21 protein-coding genes are annotated in these 23,460 nt (G+C 67.4%); 5 read left to right on the top strand and 16 right to left on the bottom strand.

Going from position 1 to position 23,460, the window contains the following annotated elements; genetic code table 11:
* Positions 1–207: 207 nt before the first annotated feature.
* Entirely contained in the window at positions 208–684 is a 477-nt protein-coding gene (locus CR157_RS11955) for a nucleoside deaminase (RefSeq protein WP_110283756.1), read from the top strand.
* Positions 685–724: 40 nt separating this feature from the next.
* Here CR157_RS11955 and CR157_RS11950 read toward each other — a convergent pair whose 3' ends face one another.
* From CR157_RS11950 to CR157_RS11935, 4 genes are all read right to left on the bottom strand, one after another.
* The gene (locus CR157_RS11950) at positions 725–2,536 is read right to left on the bottom strand and encodes an acyl-CoA dehydrogenase C-terminal domain-containing protein (RefSeq protein WP_110283755.1); all 1,812 of its coding nucleotides are present in this window, start codon (positions 2,534–2,536) and stop codon (positions 725–727) included.
* A 262-nt stretch (positions 2,537–2,798) separates the two neighbouring features.
* On the bottom strand, positions 2,799–3,566 hold the full coding sequence (locus tag CR157_RS11945; RefSeq protein ID WP_110283754.1) for an SDR family NAD(P)-dependent oxidoreductase: 768 nt from the start codon (positions 3,564–3,566) through the stop codon (positions 2,799–2,801).
* 19 nt (positions 3,567–3,585) lie between these two features.
* Positions 3,586–5,256, bottom strand: a complete 1,671-nt coding sequence (locus CR157_RS11940; protein WP_110283753.1) for an AMP-binding protein — start codon at positions 5,254–5,256, stop codon at positions 3,586–3,588.
* 248 nt (positions 5,257–5,504) lie between these two features.
* Positions 5,505–6,074: a TetR/AcrR family transcriptional regulator gene (locus CR157_RS11935; RefSeq protein ID WP_110283752.1), complete on the bottom strand. Its 570-nt coding sequence runs from the start codon at positions 6,072–6,074 to the stop codon at positions 5,505–5,507.
* 150 nt (positions 6,075–6,224) lie between these two features.
* Between CR157_RS11935 and CR157_RS11930 the strand changes: the two genes are divergently transcribed.
* A complete protein-coding gene (locus CR157_RS11930) occupies positions 6,225–7,412 on the top strand; it encodes an acetyl-CoA C-acyltransferase (protein ID WP_110283751.1) in 1,188 nt (395 codons plus the stop codon).
* 60 nt (positions 7,413–7,472) lie between these two features.
* On the opposite strand, the gene CR157_RS11925 is transcribed toward CR157_RS11930, so the two are convergent.
* Positions 7,473–8,276, bottom strand: a complete 804-nt coding sequence (locus tag CR157_RS11925; RefSeq protein ID WP_110283750.1) for an ABC transporter permease — start codon at positions 8,274–8,276, stop codon at positions 7,473–7,475.
* Positions 8,267–8,902: an ABC transporter ATP-binding protein gene (locus CR157_RS11920; RefSeq protein ID WP_181422046.1), complete on the bottom strand. Its 636-nt coding sequence runs from the start codon at positions 8,900–8,902 to the stop codon at positions 8,267–8,269. The genes CR157_RS11925 and CR157_RS11920 overlap by 10 nt, the downstream gene beginning before the upstream one ends.
* 149 nt (positions 8,903–9,051) lie before the next feature.
* On the opposite strand from CR157_RS11920, the gene arsB reads away from it, so the two are divergent.
* Both arsB and CR157_RS11910 read left to right on the top strand, forming a co-directional pair.
* On the top strand, positions 9,052–10,131 hold the full coding sequence (gene arsB / locus CR157_RS11915; RefSeq protein ID WP_258364144.1) for an ACR3 family arsenite efflux transporter: 1,080 nt from the start codon (positions 9,052–9,054) through the stop codon (positions 10,129–10,131).
* Positions 10,132–10,193: 62 nt separating this feature from the next.
* Positions 10,194–11,402 carry an MFS transporter gene (locus CR157_RS11910; protein ID WP_110283749.1) on the top strand — a complete coding sequence of 403 codons (1,209 nt, stop codon included), beginning with the start codon at positions 10,194–10,196 and terminating at the stop codon, positions 11,400–11,402.
* A gap of 84 nt (positions 11,403–11,486) precedes the next feature.
* Here CR157_RS11910 and CR157_RS11905 read toward each other — a convergent pair whose 3' ends face one another.
* The 8 genes from CR157_RS11905 to CR157_RS11870 all read right to left on the bottom strand — a co-directional run bounded on the left by CR157_RS11905 (position 11,487) and on the right by CR157_RS11870 (position 20,573).
* Positions 11,487–11,840 (bottom strand): metalloregulator ArsR/SmtB family transcription factor, encoded by a 354-nt coding sequence (locus CR157_RS11905; RefSeq protein WP_110283748.1) that lies wholly within the window; start codon positions 11,838–11,840, stop codon positions 11,487–11,489.
* A gap of 356 nt (positions 11,841–12,196) precedes the next feature.
* A complete protein-coding gene (gene arsJ, locus CR157_RS11900) occupies positions 12,197–13,426 on the bottom strand; it encodes an organoarsenical effux MFS transporter ArsJ (RefSeq protein WP_110283747.1) in 1,230 nt (409 codons plus the stop codon).
* Complete coding sequence (locus tag CR157_RS11895; protein WP_110283746.1) at positions 13,419–14,468, bottom strand: ArsJ-associated glyceraldehyde-3-phosphate dehydrogenase; 1,050 nt, start codon at positions 14,466–14,468, stop codon at positions 13,419–13,421. The genes arsJ and CR157_RS11895 overlap by 8 nt, the downstream gene beginning before the upstream one ends.
* A gap of 233 nt (positions 14,469–14,701) precedes the next feature.
* Entirely contained in the window at positions 14,702–15,532 is an 831-nt protein-coding gene (gene pstB / locus CR157_RS11890; RefSeq protein WP_181422063.1) for a phosphate ABC transporter ATP-binding protein PstB, read from the bottom strand.
* 32 nt (positions 15,533–15,564) lie between these two features.
* Positions 15,565–16,731, bottom strand: a complete 1,167-nt coding sequence (gene pstA / locus CR157_RS11885) for a phosphate ABC transporter permease PstA (RefSeq protein WP_110283744.1) — start codon at positions 16,729–16,731, stop codon at positions 15,565–15,567.
* A 17-nt stretch (positions 16,732–16,748) separates the two neighbouring features.
* On the bottom strand, positions 16,749–18,005 hold the full coding sequence (pstC, locus tag CR157_RS11880) for a phosphate ABC transporter permease subunit PstC (protein ID WP_110283743.1): 1,257 nt from the start codon (positions 18,003–18,005) through the stop codon (positions 16,749–16,751).
* Between the two features lie 109 nt (positions 18,006–18,114).
* Positions 18,115–19,140 (bottom strand): substrate-binding domain-containing protein, encoded by a 1,026-nt coding sequence (locus CR157_RS11875; RefSeq protein WP_110283742.1) that lies wholly within the window; start codon positions 19,138–19,140, stop codon positions 18,115–18,117.
* Between the two features lie 248 nt (positions 19,141–19,388).
* Complete coding sequence (locus CR157_RS11870) at positions 19,389–20,573, bottom strand: multidrug effflux MFS transporter (RefSeq protein ID WP_110283741.1); 1,185 nt, start codon at positions 20,571–20,573, stop codon at positions 19,389–19,391.
* Between the two features lie 140 nt (positions 20,574–20,713).
* On the opposite strand from CR157_RS11870, the gene tal reads away from it, so the two are divergent.
* Positions 20,714–21,658 (top strand): transaldolase, encoded by a 945-nt coding sequence (gene tal, locus CR157_RS11865; protein WP_110283740.1) that lies wholly within the window; start codon positions 20,714–20,716, stop codon positions 21,656–21,658.
* 84 nt (positions 21,659–21,742) lie between these two features.
* Here the strand turns inward: tal and CR157_RS11860 are convergent, their stop codons facing one another.
* Positions 21,743–22,252: an STAS domain-containing protein gene (locus CR157_RS11860; protein WP_110283739.1), complete on the bottom strand. Its 510-nt coding sequence runs from the start codon at positions 22,250–22,252 to the stop codon at positions 21,743–21,745.
* Entirely contained in the window at positions 22,239–23,453 is a 1,215-nt protein-coding gene (locus CR157_RS11855; protein ID WP_110283738.1) for a PP2C family protein-serine/threonine phosphatase, read from the bottom strand. The genes CR157_RS11860 and CR157_RS11855 overlap by 14 nt, the downstream gene beginning before the upstream one ends.
* Positions 23,454–23,460 lie beyond the last annotated feature (7 nt).

Here is a 23,460-nt window from a genome sequence, read left to right as displayed (position 1 = left end):
GGAATCGGTAGCGCCCAGGGAGGGGTTCACAGCGCCCCCTCGCCGACCTGTCGCCGGAACAGCCTCGAGCGTTACCGCCATCTGCGATAGCCCTGGGGAGATGGCGATGTGTCCCGCTTCCCTGCGGCGCAGGCTATAGTGCAGCTCGGAGGCGGGCACATTTGCCTGCCTAGCAGCGCGGACAGGAATAGCACGGAGGAGAGCCGAATGATCGACGAGACGGACATGCAGCACCTGAGGCACTGCGTGGCCCTGGCGGAAGAGGCCCTGGAGACCGGGGACGAGCCCTTCGGCTCGGTGCTGGTCGGCGCCGACGGCACGGTGCTGGCCGAGGACCACAATCGTACCGCCAGCGGCGACAGCACCCGCCACCCGGAATTCGCCCTGGCCCGCTGGGCCGCCGAGCACCTCACCCCCGAGCAGCGAGCCGCCGCCACCGTCTACACCTCCGGCGAGCACTGCCCGATGTGCGCCGCCGCACATGGCTGGGTCGGCCTGGGCCGCATCGTCTACGCCAGCTCGGCGGCACAGTTCGTCGGCTGGCTGGAGGAGTTCGGCACGCCCCCGCCGCCGGTACGCCCCCTGCCGATCCGGGAGGTCGTGCCCGGCCTGGAGGTCGAGGGACCGGTGCCCGGGCTGGACCAGCAGGTGCGCGAACTCCATCGGCGCAAGTACGCTGCGTGACGGGACGCGCACCGCAGTCAGTCGTCGTGTCGACGCACCGTCAGATCTCGAAGCCGCGGCCGAAGTCTTCGCTGGAGAGCGCCATCAACGAGCCGGCGCCAGCCTGGATCATGGCGGCGTGGGCGCGGGTGCGCGGCAGCAGGCGCTGGAAGTAGAAGCGCACGGTGTCGAGCTTGGCCCGGTAGAAGTCGGCATCGTCGCTGCCGGCGGCGAGCGCCTCCCTGGCCTGCTTCGCCGCCCGGGCGAACAGGTAGGCCAGGGTCACGTAGCCGGCGTACATCAGGTAGTCGACGCTGGCCGCGCCCACTTCCTCGCGGTCCTGCATGGCCTTCATGCCCACCCCCATGGTCAGCTCGCCCCACTCGGCGTTGAGCACCGCCAGCGGCTTCACGAACTCGGCCAGCTCGCTGCTGCCCTCCTCGGCCTGGCAGAACTTGTGGATCTCCCGGGTGAAGACCTTAAGGCTCTCGCCCTGGTTCATCAGTACCTTGCGGCCCAGCAGGTCGAGGGCCTGGATGCCGGTGGTGCCCTCGTAGAGGCGGGTGATGCGCGCATCGCGCACCAGCTGCTCCATGCCCCACTCCTGAATGAAGCCGTGCCCACCAAAGACTTGAACACCTTCATTCGTCGCCTCGAAGCCGACCTCGGTGAGGAAGGCCTTGACGATGGGGGTCAGCAGGCCCAGCAGGGTCTCGGCCCGTTCGCGCTCGGCGGCGTCCTGGCCATGCTCGACGATGTCCAGCATCTGGGCGGTGTAGAGCACCAGCATCCGGCCGCCCTCGGCGAAGGCCTTCTGGGTCAGCAGCATGCGGCGCACGTCCGGATGGACAATGATCGGGTCGGCGGGCTTCTCGGGGGCCTGGGGACCATCCAGCGCGCGCATCTGCAACCGGTCGCGGGCATAGGCCAGGGCGTTCTGGAAGCTCGCCTCGGCCAGGCCCAGGCCCTGGATGCCGACGCCCAGGCGGGCGGCGTTCATCATGGTGAACATGCAGGCCAGGCCCTTGTTGGGCGGGCCCACCAGGAACCCCCTGGCGGCGTCGAAGTTCATCACGCAGGTGGCGTTGCCGTGGATGCCCATCTTGTGCTCCAGCGAGCCGCACACCACGCCGTTGCGCTCGCCGGGCTCACCCGTCTCGGTCGGCAGATATTTGGGCACCACGAATAGCGAAATGCCCTTCGAGCCCTCCGGGGCGTCCGGCAGCTTGGCCAGCACCAGGTGGACGATGTTCTCGGCCAGGTCGTGCTCGCCGGCGGAGATAAAGATCTTCGTCCCCGTCACGGCATGGCTGCCGTCGTCATTGGGCACCGCACGGGTCTTGATCAGGCCCAGGTCGGTCCCGCAGTGTGGCTCGGTCAGGCACATGGTGCCGGTCCACACGCCTTCCACCAGCTTGGTCAGGTAGGTGGCCCGCTGCTCCTCGGTACCGTGGTGGCGCAGGGCGTCGGCGGCGCCGTGGGAGAGCCCCGGGTACATCCCCCATGCGAGGTTGGTGGCGCAGATCATCTCCGAGAGCACCATTGCCAGCGAATGCGGCAGCCCCTGCCCGCCGTGCTCGGGGTCGGCGGCCAGGCTCGGCCAGCCGCCCTCCACGTACTGCTGGTACGCCTCCCTGAAGCCCTTGGGCGCCTTGACCTCGCCACCCTCCAGCAGGCAACCCTCCCGGTCACCGCTCTGGTTCAGCGGCAGCAGCACTTCGCGGGTGAAGCGCGCGCCCTCCTCGAGGATGGCGGCGACCACGTCGGGCGAGGCCTCCTCGCCGCCGGGCAGGCGGGCGTAGTGGGCCGGGTAGTCCAGCATCTCGTCCATCACGAAGCGCAGGTCGCGCAGGGGGGGCTGATAGTCGGGCATCTCTACTCTCCACAAAAGGTCGCCTGGAGTCGGGTGAGTGAGAGCGGCGCCGGCCGCTTTCAAACATGTGTTTGAAATTACGCCTACGGAGCAAGCCAGTCAAGCGTTCGTTTCAGTGTCGAGACGAAAGAAGGAAGAGCGGCGCTTCGCGGCTGGAAGAGGGAAGAAGAACCCCTATCCTCACCTCCCTCTTCCCTCTTCCCTCTTCCCTCTTCCCTCTTAAAGCTCACAGCCTAAGGTTTATAGCTCCCGGTGGAGCCGGTCATTGCATGCGAATGCCGCCGTCCAGGCGGATCACCTCGCCGTTGAGCATGGGGTTGGTGACGATCTGCTCGGCCAGGCGGGCGAACTCGTCGGGCTTGCCCAACCGCTTGGGGAAGGGCACGGCGGCGGCCAGGGCCTGGGCGGCCTCGTCGGGAATCTCGCTCATCATCGGCGTCTCGAACACCCCGGGGGCGATGGCCATCACCCGGATGCCATGGCGCGAGAGCTCCCGGGCCGCCGGCAGGCTCATGCCCACCACCCCGGCCTTGGAGGCGCTGTAGGCGCACTGCCCCACCTGGCCATCGAAGGCGGCGACCGAGGCGGTGTTGACGATCACCCCGCGCTCGCCGTCCTCGCCGGGGGCATTCTTCGCCATGGCCGCGGCGGCCAGGCGCATCACGTTGAAGGTGCCCACCAGGTTGATCTGGATGGTGTGGGCGTAGGCATCGAGGTCGGCGGGATTGCCCTCGCGGTCGACCAGCTTGGCCACGCTGACCACGCCGGCGCAGTGCACCACGCCGGCCAGGCCACGGCCGCCGCTGAGCTCAACGGCGGCATCGATGGCGGCCTGGATATCGTCGCCCGAGGTGACGTCGCCGCGCACCGCCCGGGCGGCGTCGCCGAGCGTCGCGGCGTGGGCCTCGACGGCGTCGCTCAGGTCGCAGAGCACCACTCGAGCGCCACCGGCGACCAGGCGCTCGGCGGTGGCCGCCCCCAGCCCGGAGGCGGCACCGGTGATCAGGAAGGTGTTGTCCTTCACTTGCATGTTGATTTCCTCAGGGTCGTCATTTGGCTGGGGCCGCTTCCGCCTTCTCGGCGGCGTCGGCGCGCAGCTTGAAGCGCTGGATCTTGCCGCTGGGCGTCTTGGGCAGCGCATCGACGAACTCGATCACCCGCGGGAAGGCGTGGGTCGAGAGGCGCTCGCGTACCTGCTGGCGGATCTCGTCGGCCAGCTCGTCGCTTGCCTCGAAGCCCTCGCGCAGCACCACGTAGGACTTGATGATCTCGCCGCGGATCTCGTCAGGCTGGCCCACGGCGGCGGATTCCGCCACCGCGGGGTGGGTCATCACCGAGTTTTCCACGTCGGTGGGGCCGACCCGGTAGCCCGCGGTGGTGATGATGTCGTCGTCACGGCCGGCGAACTGGAAGGTGCCGTCGTCGTTGCGGATCACCACGTCACCGGTCAGGTAGTAGCCCGCGGCGAAGGGGTGCTTCTCCTGCCAGGTGTAGCCGGCGAAGAAGTGCGCCGGGGAATTGGCGATATCCACTGCCAGCACGCCCGGCTCGCCCGGGGGCAGCTCGTTGTACTCGGCATCGAGGATCGCCAGGCGGTAGCCGGGCATCGGCACGCCCATGGCCCCGACGTGCTTGGGGTGGCCGAGGGCATGGTGGTTGTTGCAGGTCATGCCGGTTTCGGTCTGGCCGTAGTGGTCCATCACCGGGCAGCCCAGGGCGCGCTCGACCCAGGTCACCACCTCGGTGTTGAGCGGCTCGCCAGCGGAGCTCGCCACGCGCAGCTCGAGGGTCTCGTGGGCGCTGTCGAACAGGCCCGAAGCCTTCATCAGCCGATAGGCGGTGGGGGCGGCGGCGAAGTTGGTGATGCGATGGCGCCTCATGAAGGCCAGCGCCCCTTCGGCGCTGAAGCCCGCCTCGCAGAAGTGGGTGGTCACGCCCAGCAGCAGCGGCCCGGCGATGGCGTAGTAGAGGCCATAGGCCCAGCCCGGGTCGGCCATGTTCCAGAAGCGGTCGTCCTCGCGCAGGTCGATGGCCAGTTCCATGTAGAGCGCGAAGGCCGGCATGCCGGCCAGTGGCACCGCCACGCCCTTGGGCTTGCCCACGGTGCCGGAGGTGAACATCTGCAGGAAGGGGGCCTCGGGCGCCAGGCGCGGCGGCGTCGCCTCGATCGGCGCCTGGGCGAGCGCCTCGGCCCAGTCCAGGTCGTCGCCGTGCTCGGCGCTCGGGCCGCCCACGGCGAGCACCGGCGGGCACCGGGTCAGGCCGTCGAACTTGAAGCGATTGGCGTGATCGGTGATCACCAGTTGGGTGTCGGCACGCCCCAGGCGGTAGTCCACGGCGTCCGGGCCGAAGGCGGTGAACAGCGGCTGGTAGACGGCCCCGATGCGCCAGGTGGCGAGCACTGCCACCAGCAGCTGCGGCGAGCGCGGCAGCATGCAGGCGATGCGGTCGCCCACGCCCAGGCCACGCGCGGCGAACCAGCCGGCCAGCCGGGCACTCTCGGCCTCCAGCTCGGCGTAGGTCAGCTTGTTGACCCGGCCCTCGGTGTCCTCGTGCACCAGGGCCAGGACATCGCCGCGGCCGGCACGCAGGTGGCGCCCACAGCAGGACTCGAAGGCGTTGAACTTGCCGTCGCGATGATCGTCCAGCCGCGCGATGACGTCATCCACGCTGAAGGTCTCGAGATAGGTCCGGTACTCGGGAGTCGTCGCTGTGCTCATGTCATGCCCTCACGGATGCTTGTGCTTGTTGTCGGCTGAGAATGTCGGCGAACGGGTGAAGCCTTGGTCGTGATCCCGTGGCGCTGGCGTGCGCGCCAACTTTCTGGTTAGATGCAGTTGACGTAAGCGTCAACCTAGCAAGCGCTAGGTACAAGCTAGAGGCTCTCGTGGACGGGGGCAACCCCCGAACGGGAAGAAGGGACTAGACGATGGTCGAGCGTGGCGAACCGCCGGGCCCGCCCGGGACATCAAGCGGCGGGAGAAGAGATCATGGCGACCAGCTCGCGGGCCAGGTCCTCCGGCGAGCGAGGCCCCGAGGGGTCGTACCAGCGCACCGTCCAGTTGAGCGCGCCCATGACGAAGCGCGACACCAGGAAACGATCGCCATGGATCAGCCCGGCGGCCAGGGCCTCGTCGATGACCTGCTCCCACAGTGCCTCGTAGGCGTCACGCAGGTGGCTCAGGTGGTCCCTGGCCTCGGTGTCGAGGCGACGCCACTCGTAGAGTGCCACCACATGGGCGTTGCGGTCGGTGAGCAGGGTCTCGAGGTGAGCGCGGGCCATCGCATGCAACCGCGCCTCGGGCGTGCTGTCGCACTGTTGAAGGGTCTCGCGTGCGATGGCCAGGGCGTTCTGGGTGCCCTCCTCGATCACCGCGGCGAGGATCTCCTGCTTGTCGCGGAAATGATGGAAGAGGCTGCCGGACTTGATGCCCATCTCCTGGGCCAGCATGCGCACCGTGGTCCGGTCGAAGCCCTCCTGGACGAACAGCTGGGCGGCCTGGCGAGTGAGTTCCTTGCGGCGCGGGGAGTCATTCATTACATTCATCGACGTTTACACTAGCGCTTGCTTGGTTGACCCTGAGAAAACCACAGCCCCGACGACAGGTCAACGCGCCCTGCCCCACGGGCCGGCAACTCGTATAACGATAATCGCACCACTCGCACTGCTACTCCGGGAGTACCCACCATGAGCCAGTCCAACGATATCGTCTTCCTCTCCGCCGCCCGCACCCCCATGGGCGGGATGCTGGGCAGCCTCGCCAGCCTCACCGCCCCGCAGCTGGGGGCCGCCGCCATCCGCGCCGCCATCGAGCGCGCCGGCATCGCACCCGATGTCATCGACGAGGGCATCCTGGGCTGCGTGCTGCCGGCCGGCGTCAAGCAGGGCCCGGCCCGCCAGGCCATGCGTCAGGCCGGCATCGCCGATGGCATCGGCGCCACCACCATCAACAAGCTGTGCGGCTCGGGCATGAAGGCCACCATGCTGGCCCACGACCTGATCCGCGCCGGCAGCGGCGAGATCCTGCTGGCCGGCGGCATGGAGTCCATGTCCAACGCCCCCCATGTACTGACCAGGGCCCGTACCGGCTATCGCCTGGGCCATGGGGAACTGAAGGACCATATGTTCCTCGACGGCCTGGAGGACGCCGAGACCGGCAAGCTGATGGGGGTCTTCGCCCAGGAGGTCGCCAGCGCCCGCGACTACAGCCGCGAGCGGCTGGACGACTTCGCCATCGCCTCGCTGGAGCGCGCCATGGCGGCCACCAACGCCGGCCACCTGGACGCCGAAATGGTCCCGGTCACGGTCACCGGCCGCCAGGGCGAGAGCGTGGTGAATCACGACGAACAGCCCTTCCAGGCCAAGCTCGACAAGGTACGCTCGCTGCGCCCGGCCTTCGCCAAGGAGGGCACCATCACTGCCGCCAACTCCAGCTCGATTTCCGACGGTGCCTCGGCGCTGATCCTGGCCAGCCAGGCGGCGGCGGACCGGCATGGCGCCAGGCCCATCGCGCGGATGCTCGGCCACAGCACCCACTCCCAGCACCCCAGCGAGTTCACCATCGCCCCGGTGGGGGCCATCGACAAGCTGCTGAAGAAGCTCGACTGGAGCGTGAAGGACGTCGACCTGTTCGAGATCAACGAGGCCTTCGCCGTGGTCACCCTGCTGGCCATGGACGGGCTCGACATCCCCCACGACAAGGTCAACGTCTTCGGTGGCGCCTGCGCCCAGGGTCACCCCATCGGCTCCACCGGCTCGCGGATCATTGCCACCCTGATCCATGCCCTGCGCACCAGGGGCGGCAAGCGCGGCATCGCCAGCCTGTGCATCGGCGGCGGCGAGGCCACCGCGGTGGCGGTCGAGCTGGTCGACTGATCCCTCGAGCACTGCCGGCCATGACGGCGCCCGCCTCCCCTGGCAGGGAGGCGGGCGCACCTATTGGCGCGGCACGGCCAGGCGATCCAGGCGCAGCCGCTCACGCCCGTCGAACAGCCGGCGGCTGCCCGCCGCCACCGCCGCCAGGGTGCCGAAGCCGGTGCCCAGGGTGATGGTGAACATGATCAGGATCTGGTACTTCACCGCCAGCGCCGGTGGGCTGCCGGCGAGTATCTGGCCGGTCATCATCCCCGGCAGGCTGACCACCCCGGCGGCGGCCATGGCGTTGATCATCGGCATCAGGCCGCTGCGCATCGCCTCGCGGCGGATGTCACCGATCGCCTCCTGCCAGCGCTGGCCGAGCATCAGGCGGTTCTCGATCACCGCGCGCTGACGCCAGGCGGTCTCGGTGAGACGATCGAGCGCCAGCGCCACCCCGGTCATGGTGTTGCCGAGCATCATGCCCAGCAGCGGGATGGCGTACTGGGGCCGGTACCAGGGCTCGGGGCCGATGATCACCGTCAGGGTCAGCACGGTGACGGTGAACGATGACAGGAACATCGCCACCGTGCCGATGCCGAAGGCCCAGCCGCCGAGCAGCCGGCGCTTCTGGCGTGCCATTACCTCGCGCCCGGCGATCAGCAGCATGGCCAGTGCCATCAACGCCACCCAGTGCAGCCGCTCTGCCGCGAACAGCGCCTCGAGCACCAGGCCGACCAGCGCCAGCTGGATCACGGTGCGCGCCGCGGCGACGAGCAGGCTGCGGCTCATGCCCAGTCGCGCCACCGCCGTGCAGGCGGCCAGCGCCACCACCATCAGCGCCGCCAGGGCCAGTTGCCACCAGGAGAGCGCGATCACGTCCATGCGGCCTGCTCCTCTTCCACCAGCCGGCTGTCGAGGATCCGCAGGTGACGCTTCGCCACCCGGCCGATCTGTGCGCGGTCGTGGGCGACCCAGATCACCGGCCAGCCCCGCTCGTGGACCCGCTCCACCAGCCAGGTCTCGACACGGCGGCTGGTGGCGTCATCGAGATTGGCGGTGGGCTCGTCGAGCAGCAGCGCCGACGGCTCGCAACACAGCGCCCGCAGCAGTGCCAGGCGCTGCTTCTCGCCCGACGAGAGCCGGCTCACCTGCCACTCCAGCACCTCCCGGTCGAACCCCAGGGCCTCGAGATCGCGGACATCGGGCTCGGCAAGGTGCTCGCCGACGCTGTCGGCCCACCAGTGGCTCTCCGCCGGCACCAGCATCACCCGCCGGCGCCAGCGGTGGCCCGGCACCGCCGACTGGGCCAGCTCGCCCAGCCACACCTCGCCCCGGTGAGGCTCCAGGTCGGCGACGGCGCGCAGCAGGCGGCTCTTGCCCGAGCCGCTGGCCCCGGAGAGGCAGAGTATCTCGCCGGGCTCGACGGCCAGGTCGACACCCTCAAGCTCACCGACCCCCAGTCGAGCGAGTCGCAGGAGACCGGTGACGGACGAGTCGTTGACGGACAAGGAGCCTCCCGATGACGGCGACGTGGCATGCCTGACCGATCATAGCAGCGGCCTGGGATCGATATAGCACGACGGACCGACCGATTGAAGACATATGGAAAAACATATATTCTGATCGCACTTCTTTCCGACGACCGCCGGAAACTCCCATGACGACCCGCTCCAGCACGACAGCGCCGAGTTCCGCCGAGGGCATGGGCCTGTTCGAACGCTTTCTCTCCCTCTGGGTGGCGCTGGCCATCGCCGCCGGCGTGCTGCTCGGCCAGTTCGCCCCAGCGATTCCCGAGACCCTGTCGCGCTTCGAGGTCGCCCAGGTGTCGATCCCGGTGGCGGTGCTGATCTGGGCGATGATCTTCCCGATGATGGCGCAGATCGACTTCGCCGCCGTGCTCGGCGTGCGCCGCCAACCGAAGGGGCTGATCATCACCACCACGGTGAACTGGCTGATCAAGCCCTTCACCATGTTCGCCATCGCCTGGCTGTTCCTGATGGCGATCTTTCGCCCGTTCATTCCACAGGAACTGGCCAGCCAGTACCTGGCCGGCGCCATCCTGCTCGGCGCGGCGCCCTGCACCGCCATGGTCTTCGTGTGGAGCTTCCTGACCCGTGGCGATGCCGCCTACACCCTGGTGCAGGTAGCGCTCAACGACCTGATCATGCTGTTCGCCTTCGCCCCCATCGTGGTCTTCCTGCTCGGCGTGTCGAACATCCAGGTGCCCTGGGACACGGTCGCCCTGTCGGTAGTGCTCTACATCGTGATTCCCTTGGCCGCCGGCTACCTGACCCGCCGCACTCTGATCGCCCGCCACGGCCCCGAATGGTACGACAACGTCTTCATGAAGCGCGTAGGTCCAGTAACCCCTGTTGGACTCATCATTACCCTGGTGCTGCTGTTCGCCTTTCAGGGAGAGGTGATCCTCGAGGCGCCGCTGCATATCGTGCTGATCGCCATCCCGCTGATCCTCCAGACCTTCCTGATCTTCTTCATCGCCTATGGCTGGGCCAGGGCCTGGAAGGTGCCCCACAACGTCGCCGCCCCCGGGGCGATGATCGGCGCCAGCAACTTCTTCGAGCTGGCAGTGGCCGCCGCCATCGCGCTGTTCGGCCTGCAGTCCGGCGCGGCGCTGGCGACGGTGGTGGGCGTACTGGTGGAGGTGCCGCTGATGCTGGCGCTGGTGCGGATCGCCAACGCCACCCGCCACCGCTTTCCCGCCCCGGCGGAGACCTGATCGGGCCGCGCTACGGCTTTCGTCGCCTTGCCCTGCCGACGCCCACGGTCAAGGATGCACGAATGAATGCTTCCTGGTGGCAACGCCATCCCCTCCTCATCATCGTCCTCGCCCAGCTCTGCGGCACCTCGCTGTGGTTCAGCGTCAACGGCGTGGGGCTGTCGCTGTCGCGTGACCTGGGGTTGTCCGAGGCCGACCTGGGCCGACTGACCCTGACCGTGCAGGCGGGCTTCATCGCCGGCACCCTGTTCATCGCCGCCACCGGGCTCGCCGACCGCTTCCGCGCCAGCCGCATCTTCGCCGCCTCCTGCCTGGCCGGCGCCCTGACCAATGGCGGTTTCGTGCTGGTGGCGGCCCATCCCCCCCTCGACCTGCTGCTGCGCTTCGCGACCGGCCTCTGCCTGGCCGGTATCTACCCGCTGGGCATGAAGCTGGTGATCGGCTGGACGCCAAGGCACACCGGCGCGGCACTGGCCTGGCTGGTGGGCATGCTGACCCTGGGCACCGCCCTGCCCCACCTGCTGCGGGGCTCCACCCTGAGCCTGCCCTGGGAGTGGCCGCTGCTCGGCGCCTCGACCCTGGCCCTGGTGGGCGGTGCGATGATCCTCGCCCTGGGCGACGGCCCCCACCTGCCCCCGCCGGGCGGCAAGGTTCGACTGCTCGATGGTCTCGCCGCCCTGCGCGAGCGGCGCTTTCGTGCCGTGGCCGGCGGCTACTTCGGCCACTGCTGGGAGCTCTACGCCTTCTGGACGCTGACGCCCTTCCTGGTCGCCAGGGAAGTGACTCGGCTTGACGCACCGGATGCGTGGATCCCCTGGCTGTCGTTCAGCGTCATCGCCCTGGGGCTCATCGGCTGCGTGGGCGGCGGGAGGCTGAGCCGTCGGCGGGGCAGCCTCTGGGTGGCACGTCGGGCCCTGGCCACCTCCGGGCTGATCTGCCTGGCCTACCCGCTGCTGCCCTGGGCCCCGCCCGGGCTGCTGCTGGTGCTGCTCGCCCTCTGGGGGCTGACCGTGATCGCCGACTCGCCGCAGTTCTCGGCCCTGGCCGCGGCCACCGCCCCACGCGAGCACATCGGCTCGACCCTGGCAGTGATGAACGCAGTGGGCTTCGCCCTGACCATCCCCGCCATCTCGCTGACCAGCTCGCTCTGGAACCTGCAGGGCAGCTGGGTGGTGTGGTGGCTGCTCCCGGGGCCGCTCCTCGGGCTCCTGGCCCTGCGCGGCCTCCTGGAGCTCGAGACCCACCGCGAGCCCGGCCCCCCCGCACGCTGAGACAGGTGGTCGGGGTCACCGCTGTCCGAGCCGATGCCCGGGGAACAGCACGAGGCGAACGACGCAGCGCCATGACGCCATCGCTCAGCACATGACCTGGCACCGCTCGGGCCGGTTGCCCATGGTATCGAGGCGTGTCTGCAGCAGATCGAGCCTTTCCACCTGGCCCTGCAAGGCAGCATCCAGGATCGCCAGCACCCAGTCGGGCAGGGCCGGCTCGAGGCCATAATAGACCCACTGCCCCTCGCGGCGGTCATTGAGCAGGCCGCAGCTGCGCAGTTGCGCCAGATGCCGCGACACCTTGGGCTGGGATTGAGCCAGGGCATGGGTCAACTCGCAGACGCACAGCTCCCCCTCACGGAGGATGAGCAGCGCGAGCATCAGCCGGGTCTCTTCCCCCAGGCACTTGAAGACGCGAACCGGTTCCAGCGACGTCAAGACGGTCTCCACGACAGGTGATCGATCAGGGCCATTCTAGAGGAAGGTTACACGGGCCGACAGCAGCCAGCCCATACGGTCAGGGCTAACGCAGATGGCGGTAACGCTCGAGGCTGTTCCGGCGACAGGTCGGCGTGGGGGCGCTGTGAACCCCTCCCTGGGCGCTACCGATTCCCTGCTGCGCTTTCGCATCCTGCTTCGCTTGCAGGGCCGGGGTTGGCCATCCATGGCCAACCCGTTCGGCAGGAAGAACATTCACTGGATGTTCTTCTGATTCCGCCTCACCCATGGAATCGGACCCCCTCTTCGACCTGTCCCCGGCGCCTCTCGCTTTGGAGAACTGCGATTGCCCTGCCTCATGCGACCTGCCGCGGCAGCGCCAGGGCCATCAGGGCACTGGCCGCCACCAGCGCCGCCGAGACCCACAGGCAGGCGGCCAGGCCCTGGCTCTGGTAGAGCCAGCCGGAGAGCAACGTGCCCAACAGCCGGCCCATGGCGTTGGCCATGTAGTAGAAGCCGACGTCCATGGAGACGCCGTCGGCACGGGCATAGTGGACGATCAGGTAGCTGTGCCAGCTGGAGTTGATGGCGAACAGCACACCGAAGGCGAGCAGCCCCGCCACCAGGGCGCCCACCTCGGCCAGGGGCAGCAGGGCCAGCAGCGCCGGCAGGCCGGCCAGCGCCAGGGCCCAGAACGCCGTGATGCCCCGAGCGCCTCCCTTTACCAGGCCGGTGAGACGCGGCGCCTGGGTCTGCACGCCACCGTAGCCGATCACCCAGATGGCCAGCAGCCCCCCCACCGTCCAGTGGCTCCAGCCGTGCTGATCGTAGAGAAAGACCGGCAGGGCCACCACGAACCAGACGTCCCGCGAGGCGAACAGGCACAGCCTGGCCGCCGAGAGCACGTTGATGGCCCGGGACTTGGAGAAGGCTTCGGAGAACTTCGGCTTGCGCTTCTGGCGGCCCAGGTCGGCCTTCAAGCGCACCAAGGAGAGCGCCAGCACCGCCGCCAGCATCACCGCCATGCCGATCACCGCGCCGCGGAAGCCGATCAGGGTCAGCAGTAGCCCGCCCAGGAAGAAGCCGGCCCCCTTGAGGGCGTTCTTCGAGCCGGTGAGGATCGCTACCCAGCGATAGAGGGCGCTTCGGGCGCCGGGGCTGTCCTTGGGCACCAGCACCTTGACCGCACTCTTGGCGCTCATCTTGTTGAGGTCCTTGGCGATCCCCGACAGCGCCTGGGCCGCCATGACCCAGGGCACGGTGAGCGCCGCGGCGGGCACCATCAGCATGGCCAGGGCGACGATCTGCAGGGCCAGGCCGGCGTTCATGGTGCGGTTGAGCCCCAGCCGGGCACCCAGCCAGCCGCCCACCAGGTTGGTGACCACACCGAAGGCCTCGTAGAAGAGGAACAGCAGCGCCACTTCCAGCGGCGAATAGCCGAGCTGGTGGAAATAGAGCACCACCAGCATGCGCAGGGCGCCGTCGGTCAGGGTGAAGGCCCAGTAGTTGCCGGTGATCAGCAGGTACTGGCGCACCTCGAAGGGCAACGCCTTCACGCGTCTCGCGAGCCCTCCTGCGTCAGGCATTTCCCACCTGCTCACTCCCCACCTTCAGGGCCAGCTCGGCGGTGCGGTTGGCGTAGCCCCACTCGTTGTCGTACCAGGCGTAGAGCTTGAGCTGGGTACCGTTCACCACCATGGTGGAAAGGGCATCGATGATCGAGCTGCGCGGGTCGGTGCGGTAGTCGATGGACACCAGCGGGCGCTCTTCAAAGCCCAGGATGCCGGACAGTTCGCCCTCGGCGGCGGCCTTGAGCGCCGCATTGACCTCCTCCACCGTGACCTCGCGCGCGAGCTCGAAGACCATGTCGGTGAGCGAGGCGTTGGCCAGGGGCACGCGGATGGCATGGCCGTTCAGCTTGCCGGTCAGCTCCGGAAAGATGGCGGTGATCGCCTTGGCCGACCCGGTGGTGGTGGGAATCAGGCTCATGCCGCAGGCCCGTGAACGGCGCAGGTCGGGTTTACTGGGAGAGCTGGGGGCATCGAGGATGACTTGGGTGTTGGTGATGTCGTGCACCGTGGTCATCGAACCATGGCGGATGCCGAAGGTCTCGTGGATCACCTTGACCGCCGGGGCCAGGCAGTTGGTGGTGCAGCTCGCGGCGGTGACGATGCGATGCGCCGCAGGGTCATACAGGTCGTCGTTGACGCCCATCACCACGTTGAGCACGCCTTCCTCCTTGACCGGCGCACTGACCACCACCCGGCCCACGCCCTGGTCCAGGTAGGCCTGCAGCTTCTCGCGGGTCTTGATCTTGCCGGAGCACTCGATAACGACATCGCAGCCCGACCAGTCGCTGTCGGTGGTGGCAACGTTGGCGCTGAAACCGAGCCGCTTGCCGTCGATGACAATGGCGTCCTCCTCGGCGGCGATGCCCTGCCCCGGCGACCAGCGGCCGTGCACCGAGTCGAACTCCAGCAGGTGGGCGAAGGTGGCGGCATCGCCGCCCGGGTCGTTGATGCGCACCACCTCGACCTCGCCCGACGCGACACGGGGCCAGAGGCCGCGCAGGGTCAGGCGGCCGATGCGCCCGAAGCCGTTGATACCGATGCTCAGTGGCTGAGACATGAATCCTCTCCAAGATCATATATGGTGTTCCATATATACTATCAGCACGTGTCCGTTGCGTGACAGCCTGATCCATGCAGCGTCAGGGCTATTGCAGATAGCCGCATTGCTCGGGGCTGATCCGCCGGCAGGCCCTCGCTACAGTCAACTGCGATAGCCCTGCATGCAGCGTCGCCTACTTCGGCCGGGACACGACACCATGGCGTCCCGGCATTTCACTCACGGCCAGGTCTTTATCCGTAGCGGCCGGTGATGTAGTCCTCGGCCTTCTTGGTGGCCGGGTTGGAGAACATCGTCCTGGTGTCGTTGTATTCGATGATCTCGCCCAGGTGGAAGAAGGCGGTGTAGTCCGCCACCCGCGCGGCCTGCTGCATGTTGTGGGTCACGGTGACGATGGTGAACTGCTGCTTGAGCTTGTCCATCAGGTCCTCGATGGTCGCCGTGGAGATCGGGTCGAGTGCCGAGGTGGGCTCGTCCATCAGGATGACGTCGGGCTGCACGGCGATGGCGCGGGCGATGCACAGGCGCTGCTGCTGGCCACCCGAGAGCGAGGTGCCCGGCTGGTGCAGCTTGTCCTTCACTTCCTCCCACAGGCCGGCGTCGCGCAGGGCCTTCTCCACCACTTCGTCCTGCTCGGCCTTGCGGCTGACCAGGTCGTGCATGCGCGGCGCGTAGGCGATGTTCTCGTAGATCGACTTGGGGAAGGGATTGGGCTTCTGGAACACCATGCCCACCCGGCGACGCAGGGCCACCTCGTCCATCCTGGCGGTGTTGACGTCGTGACCGTCCATCTCCACCAGCCCCTCGATACGCACCCCGGGGATGAGGTCGTTCATGCGGTTGAGGCAGCGCAGGAAGGTCGACTTGCCACAGCCCGAGGGACCGATCAGCGCCGTGACATTCTTCTCGAAGATATCGATGTCGAGGCCCTTCAGGGCCTGGCTCTGGCCGTACCAGAGGCTGAGATCGCGGACCCGGATGCTCAGGTCGTGGCTGGCCTCTTCATTGCGAGTATGCGGTTGTCCGACCTCGGGAGTCTGGCCATGGCGGGGAGCGGTTTGCATGTTCATGTCGATGTCCTCTGTGACGCGCTGGCTCACCAGCGACGCTCGAATTTCTTGCGCAGTACCACGGCGGTGGCATTCAGGAAGATCAGTATCGAGAGCAGCACCAGGATGCCGCCGGCGGTCTTCTCGACGAAAGCGCGGTCGGGCTCGCCCGCCCAGGTGAAGATCTGTGCCGGCAGCACCGTGGCGGCCTGGGTGAACGACGCCGACACATCGGGAATGAAGGCCACCATCCCGACGATGATCAAGGGGGCCGTCTCCCCCATGGCCTGGGCCAGGCCGATGATCGAACCGGTCATGATGCCGGGCATGGCCAGGGGGAGCACATGGTCGCGCACCACCTGCCAGCGCGAGCAGCCCACTCCGAAGGCGGCGTGGCGGATCGAGTCGGGCACGCTGCGCAGCGCCGTGCGAGTGGCGATGATGATCACCGGCAACGTCATCAGCGCCAGCGTCATGCCGCCCACCAGCGGGGAGGAGCGCGGCACCCCGAAGAAGTTGATGAAGATCGCCAGGCCCAGCAGGCCGAACAGGATCGAGGGAATCGCCGCCAGGTTGTTGATGTTGATCTCGATGATCTGGGTCAGGCGGTTGTCCGGGGCAAACTCCTCCAGATAGACCGCCGTCATCACGCCGATGGGAAAGGCGATGGCCAGGGTCACCAGCATGGTCATGACGGTGCCCACCGCGGCAGCCAGGATGCCCGAGCTCTCGGCCATCTTGGAGTCACCACGCGAGAAGAAGGTGGTGTTGAACTTCAACGTCACCTGGCCGCTCTCGGCCAGCTCGTCGACCACCTCACGCTCCGCCTCGCTGAGCTTGTTGCGGTGTCCCTTCAGGTACTGGTCCACCTCGCTGTTGGCCAGTACCCAGCGCTGCTCGCGGGTGCCGAGCAGGTCGGGGTCGTCGCGCAGCATCCCCGGGATCAGACGTTCGAAGCTGCGGCTGACGATCCGCGAGACCTCGGGATCCATGGCCGCACGCCCCATGCGGGTGGCATCCTCGTTGTAGTCCAGCTCCACCTGCACGTAGGCCTGCTGGAAGGCCGGCAGGCCCTTGCTGAGCATGTCGGCGAAGAAGAGCACCAGGAACAGGCCGGCCATCCCCAGCGCCCCCATGGAGATCCACTTCAGCCGCGCCGACTTGCGGTGGCGACTCTTGAGCTGGGCACTGATGTCGTCGAAGGATTGACTCATCGGGCGATTCCTCGGCGTTACAGGTTGTTGACGCGGTACTTCTCGCGGAAGCGGCGGATCATGAGCACCGACACCAGGTTCAGGCTCAGGGTGACGCCGAACAGCACCAGCCCCAGGGCGAAGGCGGACAGCGTCTCGGCACTCTCGAACTCCAGGTCACCGGTGAGTGCCGCGACGATGCGCACCGTCACCGTGGTCATGTCTTCCAGCGGGTTGGCGGTGAGGTTGGGCCGCATGCCGGCCGCCATCACCACGATCATGGTTTCGCCCAGGGCCCTGGAAACCGCCAGCAACGAGGCGGAGATGATGCCGGGAAGTGCCGCCGGGATGACCACGTCGCGAATCGTCTCGCCCTTGGTCATGCCCAGCGCCAGGGAGCCCTGGCGCATGCTGTCGGGCACCGAATTGATGACGTCGTCGGAGAGCGAGGAAATGAACGGAATGATCATGATGCCCATCACCACCCCCGGTGCCACGGCGTTGTTGAACGACGCATCCAGCCCCAGCGCATTGGCGACGTTGACGATGATCGGCGCCACGGTGATGGCGGCGAAGAAGCCGTAGACCACGGTGGGGATACCCGCCAGCACCTCGAGGGTGGGCTTGGCCAGGGTACGCACCCGCTTGGGGGCGAACTCGGCCATGTAGATGGCCGCCAGCAGCCCGATGGGGATCGCCACCAGCATGGCGATGGCGGTGATCATGAAGGTGCCGGCGAACAGCGGCACCGAACCGAACAGGGCGGCACTCCCCCCTTCATCGGCGCGACCGGCTGCCGCCAGGAAGCTGGCGCCGGGGTTCCAGACGGTGCCGGTGATGAAGTCCCAGAAGCTGTGCATCTGGAAGAAGCGCAGCGCCTCGAAGACGATGGAGAAGAGGATACCGAAGGTGGTGAAGATCGAGATCAGCGCGGCACCGATCAGGATCCAGCGGATCACCCGCTCGATGGCCTGCCGGGCGTGGAAGTCCGGATGCACCCGGTTCATGCCCACCATCAGGCCCACCGCGGCCACCACCAGGCTGCCGGCCAGCAGGTAGGGCGTTGGGATCTCGGCCCCCATCAGCAGCATCGCGAAGGCACCGATGAGGCTCACCGCGACGGCCGGCCCGGCGGTAGCCAGCACGGCGAACCAGGCGTACTGGTCGGGCTGGGCATACATGGCCGTGCCGCTGGCGCGCACCCGCGCCGCCTTGGCACGCCCCAGGAAGAAGGCTATCAGACCCAGCAGCAGCAGAGCGCCGCTGAACAGTGCCAGGAGTTGGTTGGTCTGCATAGGATTCTCTCGATGGAATGACAACGGCAGGCAGGCTGCCGTAACGTGCGACGGCCGGCAGCCTCGGGCTGCCGGCCAGGTCAGGCCTCCTTGCCAGACGACTTCCGGGTTACAGGTCCGAGACCTGCAGGCTGGCGCGCTCCTCGACCTTCTTGCGAGTCTGCTCGCGCTCGGCCTCGGGCAGCGGGATCAGGCCGAGGTCCATCAGGTAGCCCCCCTCACCGATCATGGTCTCGGAGACGAACATCTCGACGTAGTCGTACAGCGGCGGCACCTCCTCGGCATGCTGGTTCTTCACGTAGAAGAACAGCGAGCGGGCCACCGGATAGTCGCCGGCACTGATCGCCTCGGCGGTGGGCTCGACGCCGCCGATGGCGGTGCCGATCAGGGTGTCGGGGTTCTCGACCAGGAAGGAGTAACCGAATATCCCGAAGGCGTTGGTGTCCTCGCTCAGGCGCTGGACGATCAGGTTGTCGTTCTCGCCGGCGTCGATGTAGGCACCATCGGCACGGACCTCGGTGTAAGCCTCGCCGCCGTAGGCTGCCATGTCCTCGGAGGCGACCTCCATCACCAGTTCCTCGAAGGCGTCGCGAGTCCCGGAGGTGCTGGGCGGGCCATAGATGGAGATGTCACGCTCCGGCAGCTCGGAATCGATGTCGCTCCACTGCTCGTAGGGGTTGTCGACCAGTTCGCCATCCACCGGCACCTGGGCGGCCACGGCCAGGAAGAGCTGCTCGAGGGTCAGGTCGAGCTCGTCGTTGCTGCTGGACTGGGCCAGCACGATGCCGTCGGAACCGATCTTCACCTCGGTGACATCGGTCACGCCATACTCCGCGCAGCGCTCGAGCTCGGAGGCCTTGATACGACGCGAGGCGTTGGAGATGTCCGGCGTCCCTTCACCGACACCATTGCAGAACAGGCGGATACCGCCACCGGATCCCGTGGACTCGATGACCGGGGTCGGGTATTCGGTGATGGCACCGAACTCCTCGGTCACATAGCTGGCAAACGGGTAGACGGTGCTGGAGCCGACGATACGGATCTGATCGCGGGCCTGGGCGACACCGGCCACGCCCATGACGGTGGCAGCGATGACCGTGGTCTTGAATGCACGGCTCTTGAGGATGCGGTTCATGCGGGTCACTCCTGTCTCTGGAAAGGTGTCTGGCCTTTGCACGGCATACATTGCCGGAGCCGCATGACAGCTTCATGACAGGGTGACAAGAGTGTGAAGGGATGTCGTCTGGACCGCCGCTTCAGACCAGCAGCCCCAGTGCCGCGAGGGTGCAGAGGGCAAGCGAGCAGCCCTGCAGCACAGGGCTATCGCAGATGGCGGTAACGCTCGAGGCTGTTCCGGGGCTCATATCGCGCCAGGCCAGTGCCTCAGGCATGCGCCGGACTGCCTGCCAGGGTCCGTAGCCCCCAGTTGCCGACCAGCGACGCCGTCAGCATGGTCAGCACCATGGGCCAGAGGCTTTCGATCTCGAAGGCGCCCACCATTACCCCTGCCAGGGCGGCCGAGCCGAACTTGATGCCGCCCATCAGCGCCGTGGCCGTGGCGCTCATGTGGCCGAAGTGGTCGAGCAGGGCCGACATGGCGTTGGGGGTGATCAGGCCGATCATGCCGGCATAGACCATGATCAGCATCACCACCACGGGCAGCGAAGCGACCCCTGCCGCCGCCGCCAGCGCCAGGGCGGTGGCAGCCGCCAGTTGCACGGTGAGGCCCAGATGCAGGTTCTGCTGTGGCGAGCGACCTTTCAGCAAATGAATGTTGAGGCGGTTGGACAGGGCGATCACCACCACATTGGCGCCGAATACCAGGGGGTACATGGCCGGCGAGAGGCCGAAGTGTTGCAGATAGAGGTAGGGCGAGGCGGTGATGAAGGCAAACAGACCGCCGAAGGAGGCCGCCACGGCGCAGATGTAGCCCATGCCCTCGCGATGGCGAAAGACGCTGGCGTAGTTGCGCAATACCTGACGCGGCGAGGCGGCCGGCAGGTTCGGATCACGGGTCTCGGGCAGCCGGGTACTCATCAGCCACAGCAGGAAGGCGGCATAGACGGCCAGGAAGACGAAGATCAGCCACCAGTCCGCCAGGTAGAGAAGCCCGCTGCCCACCATCGGTGCCACCAGCGGAGCCAGCATCATGATCATGACCATGGTCGACATCACGCTTGCCGCCTCGCGACCGCTGAAACAGTCGCGCACGATGGCCGCCGAGTTGACCACGCAGGCGCCGCCCCCCAGTGCCTGGACGAAGCGCCAGATGAGCAGTTCGGACAGCGAGCCGATGGTGGTGATGGCCAGGCTCGCCAGCAGGAACACCACCAGCCCACCGAGCAGCACCGGCTTGCGCCCCAGTCGGTCGGAGAGCGGGCCGAAGAGCAGTTGGCCGATGGCGAAACCGGCCAGGAAGACACTGATCGACAGCTCGGCATGATGGATGCTGGCCCCCACGCTGGCGGCCAGTGCTGCCATGGCGGGCAGATAGGCATCGATGGCGAAGGGGGCCAGTGCCGTGTTGGCCGCCACCAGCAGCGCCACGCGTCGCGCATTGAGGCTCAAGGGATCTCCTTTCCGCAAGCATAAGCGAGTTTTTTGATAGGAAGCTAATGATACCCCATCGAGGTGTCGCCTGTCGGCGTCTGTTCCCCGTCACACGGCCTTGTTAAAGTGGAATCATCTTCACCAAGGAGCCAGGCCCAATGGCAGACGACCTGCTTTCGCAACTCAAGAGCATGACCACCGTAGTGGCCGACACCGGCGACATCGAGGCCATTCGGCGCTTCCAGCCCACCGATGCAACGACCAACCCCTCGCTGATCCTCCAGGCCGCCCAGCAGGAGGCGCGCCGCGCACGGCTGCGGGAGATCGCCCGGCAGGCCATCGATATCGACGACGCCCTGGACGCGGTGGCCGTCGAGATCGGCAGCGAAATCAGCGAGCTGGTGCCGGGCTATGTCTCCACCGAAGTCAGCGCCCGGCTCTCCTTCGACACCGAGGCCACCCTGGTCCGGGCCCGCTCGCTGATCGAGCGCTACGACCGCCACGGCGTCGGCCCCGAGCGCATCCTGATCAAGGTCGCCTCCACCTGGGAGGGCATCCGCGCCGCGCGCCAGCTCGAACGCGAGGGCATCCATACCAATCTCACCCTGCTGTTCAGCTTCGCCCAGGCCCAGGTCTGCGCCGATGCCGGGGTAACCCTGGTCTCCCCCTTCGTCGGTCGCATCCTCGACTGGCACAAGGCCCGCGAGCCCGACGCGGACTTCGCCGGCGATCGCGACCCAGGCGTGCGGTCGGTCAAGGACATCTACGAGCACTACAAGGGCCACGGCTACGATACCGTGGTGATGGGCGCGAGCTTCCGCAATGCCGGCGAGATCCTGGCCCTGGCCGGCTGTGACCGCCTGACCATCTCCCCTTCCCTGCTCGGCGAACTGGCCGAGACCCGGGGCACCCTGGAGCACCGCCTCTCGCCGCTGGATGCCGAGACGCAGACACCGGAGCCGCTGGACGAGTCCGAGTTCCGCTGGGCACTGAACGAGGATGCCATGGCCACCGAGAAGCTGGCCGAGGGCATCCGCAAGTTCATGGATGACCAGCGCAAGCTCGAGGCCCTGCTGGGCGAGCTGAGAAAAGGGACCAGCTAGTTGGAGACGCGCCGGTAGACGTTTGCCAACCCTGGGAGGCGCCATCTGCTGCGAACGCGCCGGCATCATCGAGATATTCGCGGCTCAATGGTGGTGCGACGAGGCCTCCTGGGCCTCGAGCATCTCCACGAGGGACTGGAACTCCTCGCGGTTGTGCTCGTTCATGTGCATCAGGATGCGGTGCGCCTCGAGGATGCGATGGCGCAGCCCCTCCTCGTCGGCGGGCACCTCGGGGAGGTCGCTGAGCTCGCAGGGCTCGGTGATCGGCGCCTCCACCAGGGTGAAATAGCGCGAGAAGCCCATGACGTCGAGCATGCGCTGGACATCGGGATTGTCGGCGACGATGGTCGGCGGCTGCTCGAGCTTGCCCTGTACCGCCATGGCGACCTTGGCCAGGAAACCCAGTGCCGTGGAGTCCACGTTGGTGGTCTCGCGCAGGTCGATCATGACCGCCCGGAGTCCCGGGGTCCTGGAGAGCTGCTGCGCCTGGCTGTCCAGGGTGGCACACAGCGTCAGGCGCACGTCACCGCAGAGCTTGAGTACGAAGACCCCGGAGTCGAACGCCGCCTTGATGCGGCCTTCATGCATCATCATCGCCAAATCCGCTCAACATCATGATCGTCAGGTCGTCAGGCAGTTTTTCCAGCCCCGGGCCGTCCTCGACGACGGCCTCATCGTCGGCGGGTACGTCTCCCAGGGCCAGACTGTCCCGCAGGTCCTCCAGCGTTTCGCTGGTCTGTACCCGCTGCTCGAGCTCCCTGAGCCGCGTGTCGAGCGTCTCGCCCGGCAGGCACTCCAGTATTCCATCGGAACACAGCCATAGACGGAAGTTCTCCGGGAGCGGACACCCCAGAGGGGGGTATTCGACGCCCGGGAACAGCCCCACCGGCATGCCCACGCCGGCCAGCTGATGGACCTCGCCATTCGCCACCATCAACGGCATGGGCAGCTGTGCGCCCAGCGAATAGTGCAGATAGCGGCGCTCCAGGTCAATCACCCCGACGAACAGGGTGGCGTGCTTGCCGATGCCGGTATCCAGCAATTCCCGGTTGAGCTCCGCCAACCAGCGCGGCGCCAACTCCTCCGGCCGGGTGCCGTCCCATTCACCCTGCCAGCGATTGGAGAGGTACTTCAACAGCACCGTGACGAAGGCCGACGAGGCGCCATGGCCCGATACGTCGGCGAAGTAGAAGAGGATGAAGCGGTCATTGAAACGCTGGAAATCGAGAAAGTCGCCCGACAGATAGAGCGATGGCGCCAACCAGTAGTCGCAGGACACCCCAGCAACCGTCTGGGGCCTCGGCGGCAGCAGCTTGCGCTGGATCTGGCCGCCGGCCTGCTGGTCCAGGCGCAACATCGCCAGGTGGGTCTCCAGGCTCTCGTTGAGCTCTTCCAGGTGCTCGTTGAGCTGGGCCAGACGCTCCCGGTCCTGGGCGCGTTCCTGGGCCAGCCGGTGCAGCTCGATCGCCTTGCGGATCATCCGCCGCAGCAGCTGTCCATGACGAAGCGGCTCGACGATGTAGTCGACCAGCCCCGCATCCACCGCCTTGAGCAGGTCCGCATCCAGCCGCCTGTCGGTGACCACCAGGGTCGGCAGATGAGCGCTCAGGCGTGCCCAGTCACGACTGGGTACCGCTCGGGCATGCGCCACCACCAGCGCCGTCTCCGGTGGCAGGTCATCCATGCTGTCGGCGGCGAACACCGCCAACCCATCCCGGGCAATGGTCTCGGCCAGGGCATCCCTGGCCTCGCCCGGGACATCGATCACTCCAATCAGCTGCTTGGGACCGTCCATGCCGGGG

It is taken from the genome of Halomonas sp. LBP4 (assembly GCF_003202205.1).
GTDB lineage: Bacteria > Pseudomonadota > Gammaproteobacteria > Pseudomonadales > Halomonadaceae > Halomonas > Halomonas flagellata.
This window is presented reverse-complemented; position numbering and strand designations above follow the sequence as displayed.

Bases quoted from the DNA above. Each gene is read 5' to 3' on its own strand.
- CR157_RS11950 (WP_110283755.1), bottom strand. From the start codon at position 2,536: ATGCCCGACTATCAGCCCCCCCTGCGCGACCTGCGCTTCGTGATGGAC.
- arsB (WP_258364144.1), top strand. From the start codon at position 9,052: ATGACGACCCGCTCCAGCACGACAGCGCCGAGTTCCGCCGAGGGCATG.
- CR157_RS11925 (WP_110283750.1), bottom strand. From the start codon at position 8,276: ATGGACGTGATCGCGCTCTCCTGGTGGCAACTGGCCCTGGCGGCGCTG.
- CR157_RS11940 (WP_110283753.1), bottom strand. From the start codon at position 5,256: ATGAGCACAGCGACGACTCCCGAGTACCGGACCTATCTCGAGACCTTC.
- pstB (WP_181422063.1), bottom strand. From the start codon at position 15,532: ATGCAAACCGCTCCCCGCCATGGCCAGACTCCCGAGGTCGGACAACCG.
- CR157_RS11945 (WP_110283754.1), bottom strand. From the start codon at position 3,566: ATGCAAGTGAAGGACAACACCTTCCTGATCACCGGTGCCGCCTCCGGG.
- CR157_RS11935 (WP_110283752.1), bottom strand. From the start codon at position 6,074: ATGAATGACTCCCCGCGCCGCAAGGAACTCACTCGCCAGGCCGCCCAG.
- CR157_RS11895 (WP_110283746.1), bottom strand. From the start codon at position 14,468: ATGTCTCAGCCACTGAGCATCGGTATCAACGGCTTCGGGCGCATCGGC.
- CR157_RS11930 (WP_110283751.1), top strand. From the start codon at position 6,225: ATGAGCCAGTCCAACGATATCGTCTTCCTCTCCGCCGCCCGCACCCCC.
- CR157_RS11855 (WP_110283738.1), bottom strand. From the start codon at position 23,453: ATGGACGGTCCCAAGCAGCTGATTGGAGTGATCGATGTCCCGGGCGAG.
- CR157_RS11860 (WP_110283739.1), bottom strand. From the start codon at position 22,252: ATGATGATGCATGAAGGCCGCATCAAGGCGGCGTTCGACTCCGGGGTC.
- arsJ (WP_110283747.1), bottom strand. From the start codon at position 13,426: ATGCCTGACGCAGGAGGGCTCGCGAGACGCGTGAAGGCGTTGCCCTTC.
- CR157_RS11875 (WP_110283742.1), bottom strand. From the start codon at position 19,140: ATGAACCGCATCCTCAAGAGCCGTGCATTCAAGACCACGGTCATCGCT.
- CR157_RS11910 (WP_110283749.1), top strand. From the start codon at position 10,194: ATGAATGCTTCCTGGTGGCAACGCCATCCCCTCCTCATCATCGTCCTC.
- CR157_RS11955 (WP_110283756.1), top strand. From the start codon at position 208: ATGATCGACGAGACGGACATGCAGCACCTGAGGCACTGCGTGGCCCTG.
- pstA (WP_110283744.1), bottom strand. From the start codon at position 16,731: ATGAGTCAATCCTTCGACGACATCAGTGCCCAGCTCAAGAGTCGCCAC.
- tal (WP_110283740.1), top strand. From the start codon at position 20,714: ATGGCAGACGACCTGCTTTCGCAACTCAAGAGCATGACCACCGTAGTG.
- pstC (WP_110283743.1), bottom strand. From the start codon at position 18,005: ATGCAGACCAACCAACTCCTGGCACTGTTCAGCGGCGCTCTGCTGCTG.